Below are 24,283 nucleotides of genomic sequence, written 5' to 3' on the forward strand. Positions count from 1 at the left end.
AGATCGTAGTCCGCTCGCCGGTGCGAACGATCGGCCTCGCGCCCCGAGCCTCGCACAGCCGCGCGGTGGCGCTCCGCGCCGCATCGCCGGGTGCGGACGCGAGGAGGGGCGGACCGCGCGGCCCGCCCCTCCTCCACTCACGTCGCCGCTCCCACCGGAGCAACGACCGGCATCACCGCACCATGCTGCGCAACTGCCGGGTGGCCACCGACAACGTCGCCAGGTCCAAGGTGCCGGAGCGCTTGATCGCCTCCAGCGAAGTCCTGGCCCGCCCGATCCGGGAAGCGTTGGTGGCTTCCCACTGGGCGATCTTGTCCGCCGCCGGTTCCTCCGGGTCGCTGGTGCTGAGCACGTCGATCGTCAACGCCCGCAACGAGGCGTAGAGGTCGTCGCGCAGCGCGAGCCGCGCCAGCGAATGCCACCGGTTGCCGCGTTCGAGCCCGTTGACCGCCAGCAGCAGCCGCTCCATGTCGAGGTGCTCGGAGAGCACGTAGTACAGCTCCGCGCTCTCCCGAGGGCTGCGTTCCGCGCTGAACCCGGCGTCGCGCTCGGCGAGCTCGGCGACCTCGGTGATGTCCAGCAGCGCGTAGGTGTCCAGCAGCGCCCCGATGCGTTCCGCCAGGTCCGCCGGCACGCCCTCGGCCATGAGCCGCTGCGTCTTCTCCTGCGCACCGGCGGCGGCCCGGCCGCGCAGCATGCCGGGCACGCTCGCCGACAGCTCCGCCACGACCGGCCGGAACCGGCTGATCTCGGCACCGATCGCCAGCGGCTGCGGCCGGTTCGACAGCAGCCAGCGGGCGGCCCGGTCCAGCAACCTGCGGACCTGCAGCACCATCTCGTCCGCGACCCGGCTGGGCACCACGTTGTCCAGCTCGTCGATCCGCCGCCACAGCTCCGGCAGGTCGTACACGCCGGTGACCACGGCGAACGCCCGCACCGCGTCGGTGGCGGTGGCGGAGATCTCCTCGGACAACCGGTACGCGTAGGACACGCCCGCACCGTCGACGACCTCGTTGACCAGCAGCGTCGAGGTGATCTCGCGGCGCAGCGGGTGCGCGGGCACCGCGTCGGCGTAGCGCTCCCGCAGCGGCTTCGGGAAGTAGTCCGGCAGCCGCCCGCTGAACGCGTCCGCGTCCGGCAGGTCGCTGGCCAGCACCTGCTCCTTCAACGAGAGCTTCACGTGCGCCATCAGCGTCGCCAGCTCCGGCGAGCTCAGACCGCTCCCGCTCTTCTCCCGGTCGCGCAGCTCCTTCTTGCCGGGCAACGCCTCCAGCTCGCGGTCGAGCCCGTTGTCCTCCAGCGCGGTGATCTGCCTGGCGTGCACCGACACCATCTCGGCGGCGTGCGCGCGGGAGATGCCGAGCACCGCGTTCTGCCGGTAGTTGTCGGCCAGCACCAGGTCGGAGACCTCGTCGGTCATCTCCGCGAGCAGCTCGTTGCGCTGCGCCCCGTCCAACGTGCCCTCGGACACCAGGTGGTCCAGCAGGACCTTGATGTTGACCTCGTGGTCCGAGCAGTCCACCCCGGCGGAGTTGTCCAGCGCATCGGTGTTGACCTTGCCGCCGGCGCGGGCGAACTCGATGCGGCCGAGCTGGGTGAGGCCCAGGTTGCCGCCCTCACCGACCACCCGCGCCCGCAGCTGGCCACCGTCGACGCGGACCGCGTCGTTCGCCTTGTCGCCCACGTCGCCGTGCGTCTCGCCACCGGCCTTCACGTAGGTGCCGATGCCGCCGTTCCACAGCAGGTCGGCGGGCGCCTGCAGGATCGCCTTGATCAGCTCGGCCGGGGGCAGCGCGGTCACCGAGGAGTCGATGCCGAGCGCGGTGCGGACCTTGTCGCCCAGCGGGATCGACTTCAACGACCGCGACCACACGCCGCCGCCCTCGCTGATCTTGCCGCGGTCGTAGTCGTCCCACGTGGACCGGGGCAGCTCGAACAGCCTGCGGCGCTCCGCGAACGAGCTCGCCGCGTCCGGCTCCGGGTCGATGAACACGTGCATGTGGTTGAACGCCGCGACCAGCCGGATGTGCTCGGACAGCAGCATGCCGTTGCCGAACACGTCACCGCCCATGTCGCCGATGCCGACGACGGTGAAGTCCTCGCGCTGCGTGTCGACGTCCAGCTCGCGGAAGTGCCGCTTGACGCTCTCCCACGCGCCCTTCGCGGTGATGCCCATGGCCTTGTGGTCGTAGCCGACGGAACCACCGGAGGCGAACGCGTCGCCGAGCCAGAAGCCGTAGGAACCGGCGACTTCGTTGGCGATGTCGGAGAACGCCGCCGTGCCCTTGTCCGCGGCCACCACCAGGTACGTGTCGTCGCCGTCGTGGCGCACCACGCCCTGCGGCGGATCGACCTCACCGGCGACGAGGTTGTCGGTCAGGTCCAGCAGGCCGGAGATGAACATGCGGTAGCAGGCGATGCCCTCGTTCAGGTTCGCCTCCCGGTCCTTGCCGGGGTCACCGGTGGGCAGCGGCGGGCGCTTCACCACGAAGCCGCCCTTCGCGCCGACCGGCACGATCACCGCGTTCTTCACCGCCTGCGCCTTGACCAGGCCCAGGATCTCGGTGCGGAAGTCCTCCTGCCGGTCCGACCAGCGCAGCCCGCCGCGGGCCACCGAGCCGAACCGCAGGTGCACGCCCTCCACACGCGGCGAGTACACGAAGATCTCGTACTCCGGCCGCGGTTCGGGCAGTCCGGGGATCTCCTTCGGCTCCAGCTTCATCGCCAGGTAGGAGCGTTCCCGCGCGCCGTCCGCGTAGTAGTTCGTGCGCAGCGTCGCGGTGATCAGGCTCAGATAGCTGCGCAGGATCCGGTCGGCGTTGAGGCTGGTCACATCGTCGATCAACCGGGTGATCTGGGTGCGCAGCTCCTCCTGCTGCGCGGCGCGGTCCTCCTCGCCGAGCTTCGGGTCGAAGCGCACCTCGAACAGCCGGGTCAGCGCCACCGTCGTCGCCCGGTGCGTGAGGATGACGTCAGCGATGAACTCCTGGCTGTAGGGAACGCCCGTCTGGCGCAGGTACTTCGCGTAGGCGCGCAGCACCGACGCCTGGCGCCAGCTGAGACCGGCGCGCAGCACCAGGGAGTTGAAGCGGTCCACCTCCGCCTCGCCCTGCCAGGCGGCGCGGAACGAGTCCTCGAACCGCTCGCGCAACGTGTCCATCCGCTCGGCGCCCTCGGTGTCGAGCAGCCCGGCCTCCAGGCGCAGCCCGAAGTCGTAGATCCAGCACTGGTCGCCGCCCTCGGGCACAACCTCGTAGGGGCGCTCGTCGACGACCTCGACGCCCATGCTCTGCAGCACCGGCAGCACCCGCGACAGCGTCACCCGCTCACCGGTCACGTAGATCTTGAACCGGCGCTCGCCCGGCGCGGCGTCGCGCGGCGTGTAGAACGACATGCGCAGGTCGTGCTCGCCGGACAGCGACTCCAGCTTGCGCAGGTCCAGCAGGCCCTCGCCCGCGCTGAAGTCCTCCTTGTACGCCTCGGGGAACGAGGCGGCGTACTGCTGGGCGGCTTCGCTCGCGGCCTCCGAGCGGCGCACCCGGCGCGGCTCCTCGGTGTCGGCCGGGGCGATCTCCACCTCGTCGACCATCTGGTCTTCCCAGGTGTGGATCGCTTCGGACAGCCGCTGCTGGATGCGCGCCAGGTCCGGCTCCGGGGCCTCCCCACCGGGCTTGGTGTGCACCACGAAGTGCACGCGGGCCAGCGCCGACTCCCCGACTCGGGTGCTGTACTCGACGCTGCCGCCGCCCAGCTCGGCCAGCAGGACCTCCTGCATCGCCAGCCGGGAACGGGTCGTGTAGCGGTCCCGCGGGAGGTACACCAGGCAGGAGAAGAACCGGCCGTACGGGTCGCGGCGCACGAACGGCTTGAGCTTGCGGCGTTCGGCGAGCGCCAGCACACCGGTCACGGTGTCGCGCAGCGTCTCCAGGTCGGTGGAGAACAGCTCGGTGCGCGGGTAGTTCTGGATCTCCTCCAGCATCCGCTGCCCCGAATAGGACTCCAGCGGGAACCCGGCGCCGTGGATGGCCTTGCGCACCCGGCGCTCGATGAACGGGATGTCGAGCACGTTCTCGTGCAGCGCCGTGGTGGTGAACATGCCGAGGAAGCGGTGTTCCCCGTTGACCGCCCCGCCCTCGTCGTAGGTCAGCACGCCGACGTAGAACGGATGCACCGAGCGGTGCACTGTGGACGGTGTGCTCGCCTGGGTGAGCACCAGCGGCTCACCGGACCCGGTGCTGGTGAGCACGTCGGCGCCGGTGGTGAGGTCCTCGGCGCCCACGGCGTCGCTGCGCAGCACGCCGAGCCCGGACGCCAGCACGGGGCTCAGCTCCGGCCGGCCGTCCTGCTCGGTGAGTTCGTTGTGCCGGTAGCCGAGGAAGGTGAAGTGGCCGTCGGCGAGCCAGCGCAGCAGGCCCGCGCCGTCCTGCGCCTGCTGGCCGCGCTGCGCTTCGAGCTCGTCGGCCACCGAACGGGCCTTCGCCAGCATCCGCTCGGTGTCCTCGACGACCTCCCGGACGTCGCTGAGCACGGTGAGCAGACCCTGCTCCAGCGCCTGCAACCGGTCGGCGTCGGTGATCCGGTCGACTTCGGCGAACATCCACGACTCGGCCAGCGCGTCCTGCGGCGGATCGCCCGGATCGGCCTGCGGCAGCACTTCGAGCAGTTGGCCCGCGGCGTCGCGGCGCACCACGACGATCGGGTGGATGACGCGCTGCACCTCGGCGCCGTGCCGGGTCAGCTCGGCGATCACGCTGTCCACCAGGTACGGCATGTCGTCGGTGACCAGCTGCAGCACGGTCGCCGAATTCCGCCAGCCGTCCGGTTCGAGGTTGGGGTTCACGATCCGCACCAGCGGGCGGCCCGCCGCTCTCACACCGGCCAGCGCGTGGTGCGACCGCAGGGCCGCGACCAGTTCCGCCGGCTCGTCTCCCACGAGCTCTTCGGCAGGCACATGCCGAAAGTAGGTCCGCAACAGCTCGCCGAGCTCCCCGGCGGCTTCGGCGGAACGATCCAGCAACCAGGCCTTCGAGGCCTCCGGGTTCTCCAGCACGGCAGGCCTGACGGGGTCGGCGTCAGGAATGGCGGATCGGGGTTTCGAGGTCATCTTCAGCTGCTCCACGCTTGACGGCACCGCGTTGTGCCAACACGGATTCCACCCTAAGCCTGCCAGGCTGAGAGCGGATCAGGTGGGAGCGGCACCGCTCCCAGGGGAAACCCCGGCACAACGTTCAGTGGCCCCACGACGTCCAGGGCTCGTGGTGCGACGCGGGCCGCCGATGGCGTGGCGTGCCGGGATCTTCCGGCTCCGCGTCGTTCGGGTGCGGCAGGCCGACCGGGTGCCCGTTCGCCGTGGGCTGCCCGTGCCTTCCCGCACCGTCGGTGTCGTCCTGGCCGCGTCTGCCGTTCTCGTAGGCGAGCAGCGCTTCGGCCAGCAGGTCCGCCAGGCCGACCTCGTTGCCCGGCTCGTCGTCGGAGGACTGCTCGGTTCCGCCGTCGCGGTGGCGCGCCAGCAGTTCCGCCGCCGATTCGAGCCGTTCCGCCGCGGGGCGGCCGGGATCGGCGAGCGCCGAACCGGCGGAGTCGAGGCCTGCGGAATGCGCCGGTCCGAACTCGGGGCGGGTCCGGTCGAACGGGGACACGTCCTCGCCCGGATCCGCGAACACGGACTCCGCGTAGGAGGTTCCGGTGTAGTACGGCTCAGCGTGAGGAGGTTCGGACAGCGCGCCCAAGTTCGGCGGCAACCCCGAATCGGTCGTTCCCGATGGGCCGAGCGGGTCCGGTGCGCCGGTGGACCGCGTCGCACTTCCGCCCCACTGCGGGGAATCGCGGTACGACGACTCCGGTTCGGGCTCCCAGCGCGGTGTCTCCGGTATCGCGGGGGTGGCGGGCTGCTCGTCGGGATCGGCGTGCCGGGCGCGGCGCCTGCCGCCGGAGCGCGGTTCCGGAGCGGCCTCCTGCGGATCGCCGTCGAGGTACGCGCCCAAGTAGCGGTCCGCCCACGACGCGCCGGATCGAGGCGGCTCGTCGCCCCGGTCGCCCAGCGGATCGGAGTCCGCTCGTTCCGGGGCGGCCCGGCGCGGTGCGTCCTGTCCGGTGTCCTCCCGGCCGTGGCGCTGCATCTCGGCGAGGCTTTCGCGGATCTCCGCGAGCGATCGGCCGCGGGACCGGCGGCCACCTTCCTCGTACGACCCGGATGTGGCCGCACCGAAGGATTCCGGGGTCGCCGGGCCCGGATCGGCGGGCCACCGCTCGGGGCCGCGCGGCACGGCGGAGTCGTCGAGGTGCTCCACCGCACCGACCTGGCCCGAAGGGGCCGGCGGCTCGTCGTCCGGGATGGAGATCACCGGCATGATCGCGGTCACGTCGGGTGGCGCGACCGGCTCGGTGGCCGGGCTCCGGTCCCAGGGGGCGCCCATCTCGGAAGGGGAGGGGGACGGCTCGTCGACCGCGGGTTCCTCGCGTCGCGCGCCCCGGGTGCGGAAGTCCGGGAAGTCCTCGGCGCTGCTCTCGGCGCCCCGGTCCGATGCACCACCGGATCCGAAGTCGAAGACCGGGAACCCTTCGCTGAACGGCGCGGCGGTGACACGACCGACGGGGACGTCCACCCCGCCGTGGCGACCCGGTTCGTCCGCCGCGGGCGGCTCCGGTTCCGGTGCGCGGCGCTTGCCGCCGGATCCGGCGGTGGCCGCGGGCGGCGCGGTGGGATCCTGCTCCGGCGCGCGGGGCTCGGGCATCGCGGTGCCCGAGGTCTCCGGCGCCGAGGCGGGCCGATCTTGGCCCGGGGTGTCCGGATGCGGTCTGCGGTCGTCTGCCACGCGGCTGGTGAGCGTGTCCATCAGCCTGCGCGCGGCGTCGCGCACGCTGCTCTCCCCCGGCTTGCGGTACTCGTCGAGCGGGTCGCCCGACGAGGGCTGCTGCGCGATGAGCGCTTGCGCTTCCGGCGCGGGTTCCGGCTCCGGCCAGGAAGTCTCCGGGAGCGGGGCCGGGACGATGGGGGCCTGGGGTTCGGGGTCCGCGAGGCGCTGCGGGCGACCGGTGCCGTCGGCCCGGCGGCGTCCGGCGGTCTGCCGCGGCGCGGGGACGTCGGCGCCGTGCGCACCGTCCGAGTCGTGCGCGGAGGCCTCGACGACGGGATCGGCTGCGGCACGGGATCGCCGGGGGCGTTCCGGAGCAGGTTCCGCGACCGCTTCGGCGGCCTGCCGGGAGCCCGCTTCGGCTGCGGCGGGCGCGATGGGTTCCGCCGGCTCGGCGGTCCGTCCGGCGGTGCCTCGCGCGGCCGGGCTCGCGGTCGCCAGCGCCGGGAACTCCTCCAGCAGCCGGACCCGCGCCGAGTGCACCGCGGCACGCCACCGCCGGTCGGCGGCGTACGCGCGTCGCAGCATGGCCAGGGCCTCGACGTACTCCTCGGCCCGCTCGTGGGTCTGCGAGGACATGCTCAGCGATTCGGCGAGCAGACAGTCCAGCTTGTGCCGTTCGGCGTTGGCCGCCGCGTCGTTGAGCAACCTGACCGCCGCGGCGAGCTCGCCGGAGGGCAGGTGCACGCGGGTCGCCAACGCCAGCCGCAGCCACCCCGACGGCCCGGCCGCCGCCGCACGGACGGGCGTGCGGATCACCGGGAAGGCGGCTTCGACGGCCTCGACGCGACGACCGAGGTCCAGCAGCGAGTGCACTCGTTCCAGCACCAGGCGCGCCCGGATCTCGCCGCTCTCCGCAGCGGGATCGCCGAGCCGGTCCAGCAGTGCCAGCCCCGCCTCGGCGGAGCGCGCGGCCTGTTCGAAGTCCCCGTTGCGCCGCAGGTGCCCGGCCCGTGCCGTGCGTACCCGCGCCAGCAGCAGCCTGCTGGTGTCCCGGTTCAGCTCGGTGGCGGCGGCGTAGAGCCGATCGGCCTCGTCGAGCGCCTCGGAGCGTTCCGCTTCCCGCTGCTTGCCCGGCAGGGCCGCCGCGAGCTCCAGCAGTGCGTGCGCGCGCAGCGATGGCTCGATCCGCTCGCGCTCCAGCACCGGCTGCAACACGCGCAGCGCGACCTCGTGCCCACCGGCGGTACGCGCGCAGCAGGCCAGTTCGACGCGCAGCTCCGCGGCGATCTCATGATCACCCGCGCGCTCCGCGTCGCGCACCGCCGTGATGGCCCGGTTGGTCACCGCGACGCCGTGCCCGAGGCGGTTGGACGCGAACAGCGCCACCGCCTCGGCACGGAGCCGCAGCGAACGATCTCCGACACGTCTGGCCTGTGCCACGGCTTGATCGCCGAGCATCAGGGCAAGCTCGGGAACCCGCCAACGCATCTGCCAAGCGGGTTCGAACAACTCTTGCGCACCGCCCGGTTGAGCTCCGTGCACGCTGGCCAAGACGCCTCCCCGCCAGGATCAGCCCCGGGTCAACTTCCGGTGGGTGACACGATGCGGACGGGCGGCTTCCTGCCCCAGTCTGTCGATCTTGTTCTTCTCGTAGCCCTCGAAGTTGCCCTCGAACCAGTACCACTTGGCCGGGTTCTCGTCGTCGCCTTCCCAGGCCAGGATGTGCGTCGCGACGCGGTCCAGGAACCACCTGTCGTGCGAGATCACCACGGCGCAGCCGGGGAACTGTTCGAGCGCGTTCTCCAGCGAGCCCAGCGTTTCGACGTCGAGGTCGTTCGTCGGCTCGTCCAGCAGGATCAGGTTGCCGCCCTCTTTGAGGGTCAGGGCGAGGTTCAGCCGGTTGCGCTCACCGCCGGAGAGCACGCCCGCCGGCTTCTGCTGGTCCGGGCCCTTGAAGCCGAACGCGCTGACGTACGCGCGGGACGGCATCTCGACCTGGCCGACCTGGATGTAGTCGAGACCGTCGGAGACCACCTCCCACACGTTCTTCTTCGGGTCGATGTTGGACCGGTTCTGGTCGACGTACGACAGCCGAACGGTGTCGCCGACCTTGACGGTGCCCGCGTCCGGCTGCTCCAGGCCGACGATGGTCTTGAACAGCGTCGTCTTGCCGACGCCGTTCGGACCGATGACGCCGACGATGCCGTTGCGCGGCAGGTCGAACGACAGACCGTCGATCAGCAGGTTGTCGCCGAAGCCCTTCTTGAGGTTCTCCACCTCCACGACCTGGTTGCCCAGTCGCGGGCCCGGCGGGATCTGGATCTCCTCGAAGTCGAGCTTGCGGGTCTTCTCCGCCTCGGCCGCCATCTCCTCGTAGCGGTCCAGCCGGGAGCGCGACTTGGTCTGGCGGGCCTTGGCGTTGGAGCGGACCCACTCCAGCTCGTCCTTGAGGCGGCGTTGGAGCTTCTGGTCGCGCTTGCCCTGCACGGCGAGCCGCTCTTGCTTCTTCTCCAGGTACGTGGAGTAGTTGCCCTCGTAGGGGTAGGTGCGACCGCGGTCGATCTCCAGGATCCAGCCCGCGACGTTGTCCAGGAAGTACCTGTCGTGCGTCACGGCGAGGACGGCGCCCGGGTAGGTGGCGAGGAACTGCTCCAGCCACAGCACGCTCTCGGCGTCCAGGTGGTTCGTCGGCTCGTCCAGCAGCAGCAGATCGGGCTTGCTCAGCAGCAGCTTGCACAGCGCGACCCGACGGCGCTCGCCACCGGAGAGCTGGGTGACCGGCGCGTCCGGCGGCGGGCAGCGCAGCGCGTCCATCGCCTGCTCGAGCTGGGAGTCGATCTCCCACGCGTCCGCGTGGTCGAGGTCCTCCTGGAGCTTGCCCATCTCCTCCATCAGCTCGTCGGTGTAATCCGTGGCGAGCTGCTCGGCGATCGCGTTGAAGCGGTGCAGCTTCTCCATGATCTCGCCGACGCCTTCCTCGACGTTGCCGAGGACGGTCTTGTCTTCGTTGAGCGGAGGCTCCTGCTGCATGATGCCGACGGTGTAACCGGGCGAGAGGAACGCTTCACCGTTGTTCGGGTGTTCGAGTCCCGCCATGATCTTGAGCACGGTCGACTTGCCGGCGCCGTTCGGGCCAACGACGCCGATCTTGGCACCGGGGAGGAACTGGATGGTCGCATCCTCGAGGATGACCTTGTCCCCGTGCGCCTTCCGCACCTTCTTCATGGTGTAAATGAACTCGGCCATGCCCTGAATCGTAGTTGCGACCCGTGTCGGCCCGTGCACCGCCGTCGCTTGCCGCTCCACTGGCTGCGCACGTCCCTTGCTCGCCCGGCTTCACCGCTGGTCACCGGACCACCCCGCAGCCCCGCAGGTCACCCGCTCCTGGCCGCCGCGGGCCGAGACCTGTCGAACCCGGATTCGCCCTGGACGGCGTCGAGCTCGGCGGCGAGCCGATCCGCGGATCCGGGAAAACGGTTGCCCCGCGCCAGATCCAGCCCCACGGCCGCGGCCTCCACCTCGACGGAGGTGCGCCACCCGCCTGCCGACTCGTACTCGCGGGTGTGCAGCCGCCCGGACACGAGCACCGGCGTGGTCTTGCCCACCACGCCGATCACTCCGTCGGCCACCCGGCGCCAGCAGTTGACGGTGACCACCAAGCGGTCGCCGTCCACCCACTTCTCGGCTTCCTTGTCGTAGCGCCGGGAATTGCCCGCCAGCCGGAAGCTGACGATCCGGTCGCCCCGGGGCGTCTCCCGGATCTTCGGCTCGGTGAGCACGGTCCCCACCACTGCCACGGTCGTCTCGAACATCACGGCCCACCCTTCGGAGCATCGGAGCCGTTCCTCGGCCCGACTCCAGAGTGCGCCGCGGCGATCACGCCGCGCTACCCCTTTTTCACAATCTGTGCACAGATCGAGCGCCTGTGGACAACCACATCGGAGATCGACGAGGACTCCACCTTCGTGGGTCACCCATCGGAACGAGATTGTGATCCCGAGGAGCCCGAACCGGCGGCATCACCACCGGAGAGCCGCCGCAGCATCTCGTTGTAGGCGACCAGATCCGCGTCCCCGTCGGCGGCGGCCCGGCGGTCGTAGCGCCGGGCCTCCCGATCATCGGCGCGCGACCACTGGATCAGCAGCGCCAGCATCACCACCACCAGCGGCACCTCCCCCGACGCCCACGCGAGCCCGCCGCCCAGGTTCTGGTCCGCCAGCAGATCCGGCACCCACGGCAACGACAGGCCCCGGTAGAAGTCCGAGCCGATCACGTTCTTGGACATCATCAAGGTGATGCCGAAGAACGCGTGGAACGGCATCGAGGCGAACACCAGCCCCACCTTCGCCAGCGACGGCAACGGCCGCGGCGCGGGATCGATGCCGATCACCGGCCAGTAGAAGACGTAGCCAGCCAACAGGAAGTGCGCGTTCATCAGCAGGTGCGCCCAGTGCTCCGGCAACGCCGCGTCGAACAGCCCGGAGAAGTACAGCGCCCAGAACGATCCGACGAACAACGCCAGCGCCACGAACGGGTTGGTCAACCACCGGGTCACCGGCGAGTGCAGGAACGCCAGCAGCCACTCCCTGGTGCCCGGCGGTTCGCCCTTCCCGGCGGGCTTGAGCACCCGCAGCGCCAGCGACGTCGGCCCCGCCAGCACCAGCAGCACCGGCGCGAGCATGGACAGGATCATGTGCTGGCCCATGTGCACGCTGAACATCGCGGGCGCGTAGCGGCCCATGCCCGACGACGTGGCGAACAGGATGCTGGCGCAACCGCACAGCCACGCCGCGGTCCGGCCCACCGGCCACCGGTCACCGCGGCGGCGCAACACCCGCACGCCGTAGAGGTACAGCCCGGCCAGCACGAGCGACAAGGTGCCGTAGACCAGGTCGAACCGGCCGTCGAAGAACAGCTTCAACGCCGTCGGAGCCCCGTCCAGCGGGTAGCCGATCAGCAGCTCCGTGCGGTCCGGGGCCGCTCCCAGCTCCGCGGGCGGCGGGGTTCGGCCGAGCGCGACGGCCACCCCGATCGTCGCGAACATGGTCAGCACTTCGATCGCACCCAAGCGCAGCAGGGTGTCCCCGCCCTCCTCGACGCGCCGCACCGCCCGCTCCCGCTGGAAGTAGGCGATGACGCCGAGCACGGCCAGCAGCACGATCTTGGCCAGGACCAGCAACCCGTAGGTCGTCGTGACCAGCTGGTCCAGCGGAACCCGCACGAAGGAGTTCAGCACGCCGGAGACCGCCATGACGATCCAGCACACCAACGCGATCCGGGAGAACCGCCGCGCCACCAACCCGGCGTGCGCGCCGCCGCGCGCCAAGTGCGCCAGCAGCGCCACCAGTCCCCCGACCCACAACGTGGCCGAGAAGAGGTGGAACAGCAGGCTGTTCGTCGCGATGTCGTGGGCGCCGCCGCTGGCGGAGTGACCGGTGGCGATCACCGGGAACAGGCCGAGCAGCGAGATCGCGAACAGCACGACCGTCCAGCCCCAGGACAGCACCACCCGGCAGCCCACGGCGAGCACCAGCGCGATCCCCGCGGTCAGCAGCCACGCCTTGGCCTCTTCCAGGGCGTCGACGAGCCCGAACAGCACCTCGGCGCTGAGCACCTCGTGGATCGGGCGGCCGGTGGCGTCGGCGGCGGTGAACGGAACGAGCAACGCGGCACCGGCGCACCACACCGCCGCGGCCCAGCCCGCGGTGCGCACCGCGGCGTAGCCGTCGGCGAGCAGCGGCCCGGAGCGCCGCGCCGGGATGCCGAACGCGGCCAGCAGCAACGAGCCGATGCAGACGACCGCACCGGCCTCGGCGAGCACCCGGACGACCGGGAGTCCGAGGCTGGTGACCGTTCCCGGATCGGGCAGCCCGTATGCGGCGTAAGAGCCGCTCGCCGACATCGCGGTGAGCGCCGCGGCCACCACCGCGGCGAGGATCCCGGCCGTGACGACCAAGATCCCGACGGTGGTGGACCTGGTGCGCGGATCGGGCGTAACGGTCTCAGAAGCCACGCAACGAGCCTAACTTCCGCACTCTGACCTGCGATTTCGGGTGCGCCGTGACCGGCTCGCCGCCCCGGTGCCCACCAATTTCCCGGACACCGGTTCGAGCCGGACCGGCGTCGTCACCGCAGGCAGCGCCGCGACCCGGCGCCCGACCGCCACAGCACCGGCGGGTTCATCAAGCCGCGCGCCGCACCCGGTCGGCGGCCCGCAGGGGCGCGCCCATCTCGTGCAGGTGCCGCAGCACATGGCGGTAGGACTGCGCGATTCCGGCTTGGGTGTACGGGATGCCGTGCGTGGCGCAGAACCGCTGCACGATGGGCTGCGCTCGGCGCAGGTGCGGCCTGGGCATGTTCGGGAACAAGTGGTGCTCGATCTGGTAGTTCAACCCGCCGAGGACGAAATCGGTGATCGGCCCACCGCGGATGTTGCGTGAGGTCAGCACCTGCTTGCGCATGAAGTCGATCTTGTCTCCGGTCATGGTGGGCATGCCCTTGTGGTTGGGCGCGAACGCGCAACCCATGTACACGCCCCACAACGCCTGGTGCACGAGGATGAACATGACGGCGAGGCCGGGCGAGAGCACCAGGAACACCGCCGCGAGGTACAGCACGACGTGCATCGCCAACACCGCGCCTTCCACTCGACGGCGCTTCGTCTCCCCGCTCAGCACCGCCCGGATCCCGGAGACGTGCAGGTTGAGACCTTCGAGCGTGAGCAGGGGGAAGAACAGCACCGCCTGGTGCTTGGCCATCCAGCGGAGGAAACCGGTCCGCAGGCGCGCTTGCGCGCCGGTGAACACGACGACGGGCACGTCCAGGTCCGGATCGTGCTCCTCGTGATTCGGGTTGGCGTGGTGGCGGTTGTGCCCGCTGACCCACTGCTGGAAGTTCATGCCGACCAAGCCGCCGTGCACCGTGCCGAGCACGTCGTTGGGTCGGCGGGCCCGGAAGATCTGCTTGTGCCCCGCGTCGTGGCCGATGAAGGCGAGCTGTGCGAACGAGACCGCCAGCAGCGCCGCGATGACGAGTTGCCACCAGCTGTCGCCGAGGAAGGCGAACGCCGTCCACAGGCCCGCGAACGCCAGCAGGTTCCCCGCGATCTTCAACCCGTAGTAGCCGTGCCTGCGCCGCAGCAATCCCGCCTCGCGAACCTCGCGGGACAGCTCGGCGAACTCGCTACCGGTGCGTTCTCCGGTGCTCGGCGGCGATTCGCTCATCGACCCGCGTTGGCCGACTGCTCGGAGAAGCGGATGTCCCGGGAGCGACGATCGGTTCGCCCACCTGCCACCGGGCGGGCGGGCGGATGCTGGTCCTCGGGGTGGCTGAACACCGCGGGCTCGACGCCGTCGGCGGTGGACGAAGGGGTGTACGTACTGGTCAATGAAACTCCTCTTGTTCGCTGGATCGGCCGATCTTCGGCCGATCTCCGGTGGGGTGGCACTGCCGAACCGCTCAGCGGACGGCTGCCACCCGGCCTCCTTCGGCCTCCCACCGCTGCTCCGCACCGGAGTCCGCCCCTCGCGGGAGCGGCACCGGCACGGCTGCGTCATCGGGGCCCGCGAGTCCGGCGGCCGAACTCAGCGCCGCCCGTGCCGCGCCGTCGGCGGCGCCCGGTGGCACGACCAGCAGGCTCGTCCGCCGACGGTCCGCACCGATCACCGCGACGGTGCGCGGATCCATCGCCCGGAAACCGTCGAACCGCACCAGCCGACCTCCGATGATCATTTTTCGGTCGATCGCACCCCACGTCGCGAGGGGGCAGGACACGCGGCCGACCGGCCCGACCTCGTCGCCGAGCGCGGCCACCAGTTCGGTGAACTCGCGTACCCGCTCCGCGGTGCGCGGCCACCAGCCGCCGTCGAAACGGTCACGGGCGACGCCTGCGGCCTTCATCTGCAAGCGCGGCGCGGAAGTTCGGTGTTGTGCGGATGTTGAGTCGAGCAGAACCGAGGTCATCTCGGCGCCCCCGTCCCAAGCCCGATCGGGCCGGACAATCGTGGTGCGCCCGCAGCGGCACCCGCGAGACCGCAGGTCGCCGAACGCCTCCGGTACCCTGATCCTACGCTTCTTCGGCGCCTCGCGGGTGATCCCGCTCCTCCCACTCCGCGCCACCACGGCGCGCAGCCGGGGCAAGGTCCACAGGTGATCTTGGTCGAGATTCGACCCATCCCGGTGACCGGTGAAAAGGCGCCCCCGGCAGGACTCGAACCTGCGACCTAAGGATTAGAAGTCCTTTGCTCTGTCCAGCTGAGCTACGAGGGCCCGCGCATCGCTCACGTGAGCTGCAGGAAGCAGGGTAACCGGCCTCTCCGTCGACAGTGGTACCGACGCCATCGGCGTTGCAGAGCCGGTATCGAACGGCAAGCTGATCGACAACTCAGCCCTGGAACAGACCCTGCGACGGGCGTTCGAAGCCCCTGAACGGTCACAAAGGAGTCACGGCCGCGCGGCCGGCGGACGCGCGCCGGGGCCGCCGCGCCGCAATCCGGCACGACGGCCCCGGCGTCCGGTCACGCGCAGGTGCCAAGCTCCACGACCAGCACCGGGTCGTCCTGGCCGACCCCGGCGAACGGGTATTCGTCGACCGGGGTGGCCACGCCGTCGCGCACGTCGTAGGCGACGCGCTTGCCGTCGTAGGCGGGCTCGGACGTCTGGCTCTCGTTCGACGCCGCGAGGGTGATCAGCACGCGGCCGTCCGACCCGGCCGGGGCGCACTCGTAGCCGAGCCGCGCGGCGACGCCGCCACCTTCATTGATCTTGAGCGGCCGACCGTCCTGGGTGGTCATCTCGCGCGGGGCGCCGTCGGCGCCGAGGTCCCAGACGCCGAACCACTCGGTGTTCGCCCCGACGGACTCGCCCACCAGCAGTTCCTGCTTGCCGTCGTGGTTGACGTCGAGCACCCGCATGGGCCGCGTACCGGCGTAGGCGTCGCCGGTCAGCGTCGCCTCGGTGACGCGTCCATCCACTGTGAACTTGAGGACTTGCTGCGAGCCGTCACCGACAGCGGCCAGCGTCGCGGTGTCCAGGGTTCCGTTGCCATCCAAGTCCAATGTGGACGTCTCGGTCGAATCCGCGGCGGCGACGCCGAACGGGGCCAGGGCCAACGCGGCGGCCAACGCGCCGATGCTCATGCTTGCTCGAATTCCGTTGATCCCCACGGTGTTTCTTCCTCTCGAGTCCGCCTGCGCGGCAGGACGGGAACCGTTTCCCCCTACCTGCCCCTGAAGACGCTCCCGAGCGCCGGAGGTTGCCCTCCGAGCCGGGAAATCCTCCCGCGCGGCCACGTGCACGCTGGGTGACCGGGACGTCAAGGCCTTGTCTTCCCGCCGGAAGCAAGTAGCCTCCGAAGTGCTGGTGGTTCGCACAGCTCTGCGAAAGCGGCGCTGCGCGAGGCAAGAGGGAACCCGGTGCGAAACCGGGACTGCCCCGCAGCGGTGAGTGGGAACGAACGCCGTCACCGGTCTGAGAAGGCCGGTCACAGCACTGGGCGCGAGCTCGGGAAGCGACGGCCAGTAGGAACCCCGGTCCTCCCGGGAACGCCCACGAGTCCGAAGACCTGCCGCCGGTGCACGCGTCCACGCGACGCGTGCTGTTGCGAGGTCTCGCGGGAGGACCTGGTCGACGAGCCGCCGTTCGCGGCGGCGTGTGCCGATCACGCCCGCCCGACCTCGCAGAACTGCCGTCCAGCTCGCGAGGAGAGAGCGTTGACCAGCACCATCGGATCCACCGTGCTCGGATATCCCAGGATCGGACCGAACCGGGAACTGAAGCGCGCACTGGAGAACTACTGGAAGTCCCGCATCGGCGAGGCGGAGCTGCGCGAAGTCGCCCGCACGCTGCGCACCGACACGTGGCGCGCGCTGCGCGCCGCCGGTCTGGACTCCGTGCCGGGGAACACTTCCTCCTACTACGACCAGGTTCTCGACGCCGCCGTCACCTTCGGCGCGGTACCGCCCCGCTTCGCGGAACTGGAGCTGAACCCGCTCGACACCTACTTCGCGATGGCGCGCGGCGTGGAATCCGCGCCGCCGCTGGAGATGACGAAGTGGTTCGACACGAACTACCACTACATCGTTCCGGAGATCGGCCCGGAGACCACCTTCCGGCTGTCCGACCGGACAGTGGTGGACCAGTACGACGAGGCCGCTGAGCTGGGTGTCACGACCCGTCCGGTCGTGGTCGGCCCGCTGACGTTCCTGCTGCTGTCGAAGCCGCAGGACGGTGCGCCCGCGTCGTTCCGGCCGCTGGACAAGGTCGACGAGCTCGTCTCGGCCTACGCGGAACTGCTGGGCGAGCTGCACCGCGCCGGTGTGGAGTGGGTCCAGCTGGACGAACCTGCGTTCGCCGCGGACCGCTCGCAGGCCGACCTGGACGCGCTGCGCGCCGCGTACCGCGAGCTCGGTGAGCTCGCGGAGCGGCCGAAGATCCTGGTCGCCTCCTACTTCGGCGACCTCGGCGACGCGCTGGGCGTGCTGGCGTCGTCGCCGGTCGAGGCGCTCGGCGTGGACCTCGTCGCCGGGGAACGCACCATCGACGAACTGCCGTCGACCTCCGGGCTGCGGGACAAGACGCTGGTCGCGGGCCTGGTCGACGGCCGCAACATCTGGCGCACCGACCTGGACGAGGCGTTGACGAAGGCGGCGACGCTGCTGGGCCTCGCGGGCGACGTGGCCGTGAGCACCTCGTGCTCGCTGCTGCACGTGCCCTACGACGTCGAAGCCGAGACCGACATCGACCCGCAGGTCAAGTCGTGGCTGGCGTTCGCGGTGCAGAAGGTCGACGAGGTCGTCGTCCTCGACCGCGCGCTGCACCAGGGCCGCGACTCGGTGTCCGAGCAGCTGGACGGCGGTCGCCGGCGCATCGCGGACCGGGCGAACGCCGAACGGGTGCGCAACAACCGGGTGCAGGCCCGGCTCACCTCGCTCAACCCCGAGCACGCCCGGCGCGGGGACTACGCGAAGCGGCTCGCCGCGCAGCAGAAGTCGCTGCGCCTGCCGCCGCTGCCGACGACGACGATCGGCTCGTTCCCGCAGACCACCGACGTGCGCAGAGCTCGTGCGGCACTGCGCTCCGGCAGCATCGACCAAGCCATCTACGAGCAGCGGATGCGGGACGAGATCGAACGCGTCATCCGGTTGCAGGAAGATCTGGGACTCGACGTGCTGGTGCACGGCGAGCCGGAGCGCAACGACATGGTGCAGTATTTCTCCGAGCACATGGACGGGTTCGTGAGCACCCACAACGGCTGGGTGCAGTCCTACGGGTCGCGCTGCGTGCGCCCGCCGATCCTGTTCGGCGACGTGTCCCGGCCCGAGCCGATCACGGTGCGCTGGGCGAAGTACGCGCAGCAGCTCACCGAGAAGCCGGTGAAGGGCATGCTGACCGGGCCGGTCACCATCCTCGCCTGGTCGTTCGTGCGCGACGACCAGCCGCTGGGCGACACCGCCCGGCAGGTCGCGCTCGCCATCCGGGACGAGGTCAAGGACCTGGAGAACGCGGGCATCCGGGTGATCCAGGTCGACGAGCCCGCGCTGCGCGAACTGCTGCCGCTGCGTTCCGCCGCGCACCAGGCCTACCTGGACTGGGCGGTGGAATCGTTCCGCCTCGCCACCTCCGGCATCGCCGAGAGCACCCAGATCCACACCCACCTGTGCTACTCGGAGTTCGGCGACGTGATCAACGCGATCGTGGAGCTGGACGCGGACGTGACCAGCATCGAGGCGGCCCGGTCCCGCATGGAGGTCCTCGACGACCTCAACGAGGTCGGGTTCGCCCGCGGCGTCGGGCCGGGCGTGTACGACATCCACTCGCCGCGCGTCCCGGAGGCCGGCGAGGTCGCGGAACTGCTGAAGGCGGCGCTGGCCGCGGTGCCCGCGCGACGCCTGTGGGTCAACCCCGACTGCGGTCTCAAGACCCGCGGCTACGCGGAGGTGGAGACCGCCCTCAAGAACGTGATCAGCGCGACGGAGGCCGTGCGCCCGGCCTCCGGCTGATCCGAAGCCGGGGGCGGTAGTCGCTTCCCACCGCTCCCGCCCCCGGCACCCCCTCGTGCGGCCCGTCCGGCCAGTGGCCGGACGGGCCGTTCACCTTCCGCGCCGCTCGGCCCCGGACGGGTGGTCGTTCACCCGGTTCGCGGGTCGGCGCCGGGCGGAATCTCCAGCCATCGCAGCGCTTCGTCGGTCGCGGCCACGGCATCGCCCCGCGCCCCGCCCTCGCTCCAGGCGACGAGCGCCGCGAACGTCGCCGCCTGGTAGCCGCTCGCGATAGCCGTCGCGGTCGCCCGGGTGATCTCGGGGACGCGCCCGGCGATGTAACCGGCCAACTCCTCGATCCACGGCCGGTACGCGGCCCCGGCGGAACCGGCGATCTCTTCCTGCGCGTAGACGACGCGCACCCAGTCGACACCGGCGGAAGCCAGCATCGGGTCGTGCGACACCGACGCCAGGACGCTCCGCCGGACCGCGTCGCTGACGGGGAGATCGTCCGGCGTGGCGCGCAACGCCTCGCGGAGCCGTTTCGTCGCCGCCGGCACGCCGACCCACGCGATCTCGGACTTGCGGGAGAAGTGCCGGACGAGCGTGCGCACGCTGACCCCGGTCGCGTCCGCTATGTCGCCCCAACCGACCGCGTCGTAGCCGTGCGCGGTCCAGAGCCGGAACGTGGCCGTGGCGACGGCACCGCGATCGAGCACCGTCGGGCGACCGCGGCGGGGAGCGGGACCGCCCGCATCGGTGGTGGACATCGCCCGGAGGATAGCCGAACCATTGTTTTTGTCTCGATAAGCCAATAAGGTCGAGGCGTCGTCGCACCTCAGCCAGGCGAGGAAGGTGGACCATGGGCGTTCATGCCGTGACCGGATCCGCGTCCGGCATGGGGAAAGCCGCCGCCGACAAGCTTCGCTCCGCGGGCCACACCGTCATCGGGGTCGACATCGAGGAAGCGGACGTCACCGCCGACCTCGCGACACCGGAAGGCCGACGCGCGGCGGCGAACGGCGTGCTGCAGGCGGCGGGCGGTCGCCTCCACGGAGCCGTCCTCGCCGCAGGGCTGGCACCGGCGCCCGGCAGCGGGCCAAGGATCGCCCAGGTCAACTACCTCGGCGTCGTCGAGCTGCTCGAAGCCTGGCGCCCCGCTCTCGCCGCGGCGGACAAGGCCAAGGTGGTCGCGTTCTCGAGCAACGCCACGACGACCACACCGCTGGTCCCGCGCCGCACGATCACCGCCTTCCTCGACGGCGACCCGGAGAAGGCGATGCGCAGCGTCAAGCACTTCGGCAGGGCGGCCCCGCTGATGATCTACGCCGCGTCGAAGCTCGCGGTGAGCCGCTGGGTGCGCCGCCACTCGGTGCTGCCCGAGTGGGCGGGCGCAGGCATCCGGCTCAACGCCCTCGCCCCCGGCGCGATCAGGACACCGATGATCGAGCGGCTGCTGTCGAGCCCGGCCGAGTCCAAGGCGGTCGAGTCGTTCCCCGTCCCCATCGGCGGCTACGGCGACACCTCGCAGCTGGGCGACTGGGTGGTCTTCATGCTCTCCGACGCCGCGGACTTCCTCGTCGGCAGCGTCGTGTTCGTCGACGGCGGATCGGACGCCTACTTCCGGCCGGATTCCTGGCCACGCCCCGGGCGGCTGCGAGAACTCGCCGGCTACCTCCGCAAGCTGAAGCCCTCCGACGCGCGAAAGCCCCGCGCCGCTCCGTGACCCGTCCACGGCGGCGCGAGCTCCGGCTTGCTCGTCCCGCCCGACGCGCGGGTGCTCGGCCGGGACGGCGGGACCGCCCGGATCGGCGAACCACCGGCAAACCCCATCGGTTCGAGGAGGAGACGATGCCTCAGCACTCCGCAGCACACCGCGCGCCGGACGTGTTCGCACCTGCCGCGCTCGGGCCCGTGAGGCTGCGCAACCGCACCATCAAAGCCGCGACGTACGAGAAGCGGGCGCGCGGCGGTCTGGTCACCGATGCGCTCATCGATTTCCACGTCGCCCACGCCGCGGGCGGAGTCGGGATGACGACCGTGGCCTACTGCGCGGTCTCACCGGAGGGGCGGACCGACGGCCACCAGATCCACTGGCGCCCCGAAGCGCTGCCGGGACTGCGACGCCTCACCGACGCCGTGCACGCCGAAGGGGCCGCGGCGTCCGCGCAGATCGGACATTCGGGCCCGGTGGGCAACCCCTGGAGCACCGGCGGCCCCGCGCTGTCGCCCGGCCGGACCCTCAACCCGCTGACCATGCGCACCACACCGGCGACCCACCGCGACCTCGCGCGGATCGTCCGCGCGCACGGATCGGCGGCCCGGATGGCGATCGAGGCGGGATTCGACGCCGTCGAAGTGCACCTCGGGCACAACTACCTGGCGAGCTCCTTCCTGAGCCCCAAGCTCAACCGCCGCAAGGACGAGTACGGCGGCCCGCTGCAGAACCGCGCGCGCCTCGCGCTCGAGATCACCCGCGCCGTGCGGGACGCGGTCGGCGACCGCATCGCGATCCTCGCGAAGCTGAACATGGACGACGGCGTGCCCGGCGGTTTCTGGCTGGACGAGGCGGCCGTGGTGGCGCAGTGGCTCGAGCAGGAGGGCACGGTGGACGCGCTGGAGATGACCGTCGGCAGCTCCCTGCTCAACCCCATGTACCTGTTCCGAGGTGACGCCCCGGTGCACGATTTCGCCGCGCACCTTCCGGAGCCGATCAGGAGCGGTGTCAAGATCGCCGGCCCGCGCTTCCTCCGCGGCTACCCGTACGAGGACGGCTACCTGCTCGAAGACGCCCGCCAGATCCGCGCCGCGGTGGACCTCCCGCTGATCCTCCTCGGGGGCGTCACCGGTCGCGACGTCATGGAACGGGCGATGGGCGAAGGTTTCCAGTTCGTCGCCATGGCACGCGCCTTGCTGCGCGAACCGGACCTGATCAACCGGCTGCAGGAGCAACAGCGCACCCGTTCGTTGTGCAACCACAACAACAAGTGCATGACCACCATCTTCGGGCACGGCACCCGGTGCGTGCTGGCGCCTGCGCCGGACCGCGCAGCGCCCAGAGTTCCCCACGACGGCGCCGGTTGAACGAGCGCTCCGCCCCACCGGTCCGGCGCGGCACGTGGAGATGGGGTCACTTTTGCACTACGTCTGCGCGGGGGACGGGTTCGTCCCGTTCACCGAGGCGGGGAGGTCCGCGTAGCGCGGGGCGGTCCTCGAATCACCAGCGTCCGAGAATTCACTTGTCGCACAACGACATTCGCCCACCAAGGTCATCGTCTCGGCCGGTGTCCACAACCCCGGAGCTCCCCTGATGACCCGCCGGAGGCCACCGTGCAGGCGGTTAGGGTGAGCAAGTGCCTGGGGAGCCTTGGAATCACAACGTGCACTACCACCCGCTCGTGCTCGACGCGGTGCCCGACGACTGCGGCAGCGCGCTGGACATCGGCTGCGGCGATGGGACGCTGGTGCGCAAGCTCGCGGCCAAGACCAGGCGCGTCACCGGGATCGACCGCTCCCGCTCGATGATCCGGGAAGCCCGCAAGGCCACCACCGATCTCACCAATGCATCCTTTGTGGACAGTGATTTCGTGGATTTCGAAGCGAAGGCGCGCGACGGCGAGTACGGATTCATCTGCTGCGTGGCCTCGCTGCACCACATCGACTTCGCCTCGGCGCTCACCGGGATGGCGCGGATGCTCGCTCCCGACGGCTCGCTGGTGGTCATCGGCCTGGCCCGGCACCACACGCCGTTGGACTGGGCGGTGGACTTCGCCGCGATCCCGGCGCAACGCGTGCTCGCCCGCCGCCACGGCGGAGCCACCGAGCCGCCCGGCATGCCCACCCAAGAGCCCACGATGACCTGGGACGACGTGCGCCGCACGGCACAAGTGCTACTCCCCGGCTCCCGCTACCGCCGCCTGCTGCTCTGGCGCTACTCCCTCACCTGGCAGAAGCCCGCGGCCACACGCCGCTGAAGTGAACGGACCGTTCGCCCGATCCCGTTGGACGAACGGTCCGTTCACTTCGACAGGTCGGTGCGGGTCAGGTTCGGGCGGTGACGCGGTGGAAGGCGTCGACCAGGTCGCTGAGCTCCGGCACCTGTTCGGCTTCGGCGAGGGACTTCTCCAGCGCCGCGTCGTGGGCGGGGCGGGCCTGCTCCAGCAGGGCGCGGCCTTCGTCGGTGAGCTCGGTGTAGATGCCGCGGCGGTCGTCCTTGCACAGGATGCGGGCGAGCAGGCCGCGGTCTTCGAGCCTGGTCACGAGCCTGGTCGTGGCGCTGCCGCTGAGCGCGGCGGCGCGGCTGAGCTGCTGCATCCGCATGTGCCAGCCGTCCTGGCGGCTGAGCGCGTCGAGCACGGTGTACTCGACGACGGACAGCCCGTGGCCGGTGCTGAGCGCTTTCTCCAGCGCCGTCTCCAGCATTCCGTGCAGCGCGGCGAGCGTGCGCCAGCCTTGCGCGCGTACTTCGACCGCGTCGTCGGCGATACCCACTCGCACACCTCCTACCGGTGACCCACCGTCGCCGGTGAGCTCGATCTCCCGGACCAGCCTAGCAGCTTGCGCAGATATCAAGCGCATGCAACTATTTACCAAGCGTGCGCAACTACCCGCTCAAGCGGGGTTCCGGCTCACGCACACTGCGCGTCGGGACGACCCGCGATGGGAACCCGACGGAAGACGCCACGAGAAAGCGAGCATCGATGAACACCGACATGTCCGGCCGCACCGCGCTGGTCACCGGCTCCACCAGCGGAATCGGCCAGGCGATCGCCGCGAGCTTCGCCCGTGCCGGAGCCGACGTCGTGGTCAACGGCAGGTCCCGCGAACGGGTGGACGCCACCGTCGAGACCCTGCGCGCCGACACCGGCGGCACCGTGCGCGGGATCGCCGCGGACATCGGCACCGCGGCGGGAGCCGAGTCGCTCATCGCCGAACTGCCCGACGTGGACGTCCTGGTGAACAACGCCGGGATCTTCTCCGCCACCCCGGTGTTCGAGATCAGCGATGCCGAGTGGAGCCGGTTCTTCGAGGTCAACGTGCTGTCCGGAGTGCGCCTCGCCCGGCACTACGCACCTCGCATGGTCGAGCGGGGCTGGGGCCGGGTGATCTTCATCAGCAGCGAGTCCTCGATCTTCATCCCGACCGAGATGGTGCACTACGGGATGACCAAGACCGCCCAGCTCTCCGTGGCGCGCGGCATGGCCCAGGAGGTCAAGGGCACCGGAGTCACCGTGAACAGCGTGCTGCCCGGCCCGACGCTCACCCCCGGCGTCGCCGAGTTCATCAGCAGCCGGGTCGGCGCCGACGTGCCGTTCGAGGAGGCCGAGCGCCGCTTCATCGCCGAGGAACGCCCGAGCTCCCTGCTGGGCAGGCTGATCCGACCGGAAGAAGTGGCGAACCTCGTGCTCTACGCGGGTTCCGAGGCGGGCTCGGCGACCACCGGCGCCGCGCTGCGCGTCGACGGCGGCGTCGCCCCGTCGCTGGCATGAGCGCGGTGCGGGGCTCGCG

Annotated in this window: 16 protein-coding genes, 1 tRNA gene and 1 riboswitch; of the genes, 5 read left to right on the forward strand and 12 right to left on the reverse strand. The window is 70.9% G+C overall.

The genetic code is table 11. The features are described 5' to 3' along the window. Nucleotides 1-172: 172 nt before the first annotated feature. From OOZ19_RS27440 to OOZ19_RS27485, 10 genes are all read right to left on the reverse strand, one after another. Entirely contained in the window at nt 173-5,104 is a 4,932-nt protein-coding gene (locus OOZ19_RS27440) for an NAD-glutamate dehydrogenase (RefSeq protein WP_266093059.1), read from the reverse strand. Nucleotides 5,105-5,228: 124 nt separating this feature from the next. Further along, complete coding sequence (locus OOZ19_RS27445; protein ID WP_266093060.1) at nt 5,229-8,285, reverse strand: ATP-binding protein; 3,057 nt, start codon at nt 8,283-8,285, stop codon at nt 5,229-5,231. A gap of 81 nt (nt 8,286-8,366) precedes the next feature. Continuing rightward, the gene (gene ettA / locus OOZ19_RS27450) at nt 8,367-10,043 is read right to left on the reverse strand and encodes an energy-dependent translational throttle protein EttA (protein ID WP_266093061.1); all 1,677 of its coding nucleotides are present in this window, start codon (nt 10,041-10,043) and stop codon (nt 8,367-8,369) included. Between the two features lie 128 nt (nt 10,044-10,171). After that, the gene (locus OOZ19_RS27455; protein ID WP_266093062.1) at nt 10,172-10,609 is read right to left on the reverse strand and encodes a single-stranded DNA-binding protein; all 438 of its coding nucleotides are present in this window, start codon (nt 10,607-10,609) and stop codon (nt 10,172-10,174) included. A 158-nt stretch (nt 10,610-10,767) separates the two neighbouring features. After that, on the reverse strand, nt 10,768-12,810 hold the full coding sequence (locus tag OOZ19_RS27460; RefSeq protein ID WP_266093063.1) for a bifunctional copper resistance protein CopD/cytochrome c oxidase assembly protein: 2,043 nt from the start codon (nt 12,808-12,810) through the stop codon (nt 10,768-10,770). A gap of 169 nt (nt 12,811-12,979) precedes the next feature. Beyond that, a complete protein-coding gene (locus tag OOZ19_RS27465) occupies nt 12,980-14,020 on the reverse strand; it encodes a fatty acid desaturase family protein (protein ID WP_266093064.1) in 1,041 nt (346 codons plus the stop codon). After that, on the reverse strand, nt 14,017-14,184 hold the full coding sequence (locus OOZ19_RS27470; RefSeq protein ID WP_266093065.1) for a hypothetical protein: 168 nt from the start codon (nt 14,182-14,184) through the stop codon (nt 14,017-14,019). Before OOZ19_RS27470 ends, OOZ19_RS27465 begins: the two co-directional genes overlap by 4 nt. A 71-nt stretch (nt 14,185-14,255) precedes the next feature. Continuing rightward, nucleotides 14,256-14,696 carry a DUF5994 family protein gene (locus OOZ19_RS27475; RefSeq protein ID WP_266093066.1) on the reverse strand — a complete coding sequence of 147 codons (441 nt, stop codon included), beginning with the start codon at nt 14,694-14,696 and terminating at the stop codon, nt 14,256-14,258. A gap of 295 nt (nt 14,697-14,991) precedes the next feature. Next, nucleotides 14,992-15,065 (reverse strand) — tRNA-Arg (locus OOZ19_RS27480). A 248-nt stretch (nt 15,066-15,313) separates the two neighbouring features. After that, on the reverse strand, nt 15,314-15,934 hold the full coding sequence (locus OOZ19_RS27485) for an FG-GAP repeat domain-containing protein (protein ID WP_266093067.1): 621 nt from the start codon (nt 15,932-15,934) through the stop codon (nt 15,314-15,316). 207 nt (nt 15,935-16,141) lie between these two features. After that, a riboswitch (cobalamin riboswitch) is annotated at nt 16,142-16,381 on the forward strand. Between the two features lie 126 nt (nt 16,382-16,507). On the opposite strand from OOZ19_RS27485, the gene metE reads away from it, so the two are divergent. Continuing rightward, complete coding sequence (metE, locus tag OOZ19_RS27490) at nt 16,508-18,796, forward strand: 5-methyltetrahydropteroyltriglutamate--homocysteine S-methyltransferase (RefSeq protein ID WP_266093068.1); 2,289 nt, start codon at nt 16,508-16,510, stop codon at nt 18,794-18,796. 128 nt (nt 18,797-18,924) lie between these two features. Here the strand turns inward: metE and OOZ19_RS27495 are convergent, their stop codons facing one another. Continuing rightward, the gene (locus OOZ19_RS27495; RefSeq protein WP_266093069.1) at nt 18,925-19,545 is read right to left on the reverse strand and encodes a TetR/AcrR family transcriptional regulator; all 621 of its coding nucleotides are present in this window, start codon (nt 19,543-19,545) and stop codon (nt 18,925-18,927) included. Nucleotides 19,546-19,637: 92 nt separating this feature from the next. Here OOZ19_RS27495 and OOZ19_RS27500 point away from each other — a divergent pair, with 92 nt between their 5' ends. The 3 genes from OOZ19_RS27500 (at nt 19,638) to OOZ19_RS27510 (ending at nt 22,749) form a co-directional block, all read left to right on the forward strand. Continuing rightward, nucleotides 19,638-20,501, forward strand: coding sequence for an SDR family oxidoreductase (locus OOZ19_RS27500; RefSeq protein WP_266093070.1), 864 nt, complete (start codon nt 19,638-19,640; stop codon nt 20,499-20,501). Between the two features lie 125 nt (nt 20,502-20,626). Beyond that, complete coding sequence (locus tag OOZ19_RS27505) at nt 20,627-21,859, forward strand: NADH:flavin oxidoreductase (protein WP_266093071.1); 1,233 nt, start codon at nt 20,627-20,629, stop codon at nt 21,857-21,859. Nucleotides 21,860-22,128: 269 nt separating this feature from the next. Next, a complete protein-coding gene (locus OOZ19_RS27510; protein WP_266093072.1) occupies nt 22,129-22,749 on the forward strand; it encodes a class I SAM-dependent methyltransferase in 621 nt (206 codons plus the stop codon). 67 nt (nt 22,750-22,816) lie between these two features. Here the strand turns inward: OOZ19_RS27510 and OOZ19_RS27515 are convergent, their stop codons facing one another. Next, nucleotides 22,817-23,266: a MarR family winged helix-turn-helix transcriptional regulator gene (locus OOZ19_RS27515; protein WP_266093073.1), complete on the reverse strand. Its 450-nt coding sequence runs from the start codon at nt 23,264-23,266 to the stop codon at nt 22,817-22,819. 209 nt (nt 23,267-23,475) lie between these two features. Between OOZ19_RS27515 and OOZ19_RS27520 the strand changes: the two genes are divergently transcribed. Then, nucleotides 23,476-24,264, forward strand: coding sequence for an SDR family NAD(P)-dependent oxidoreductase (locus OOZ19_RS27520; protein ID WP_266093074.1), 789 nt, complete (start codon nt 23,476-23,478; stop codon nt 24,262-24,264). The last annotated feature ends 19 nt before the right edge of the window (nt 24,265-24,283 follow it).

The organism is Saccharopolyspora sp. NFXS83 (genome assembly GCF_026241095.1).
In the GTDB taxonomy this organism is placed as follows: Bacteria; Actinomycetota; Actinomycetes; order Mycobacteriales; family Pseudonocardiaceae; genus Saccharopolyspora_C.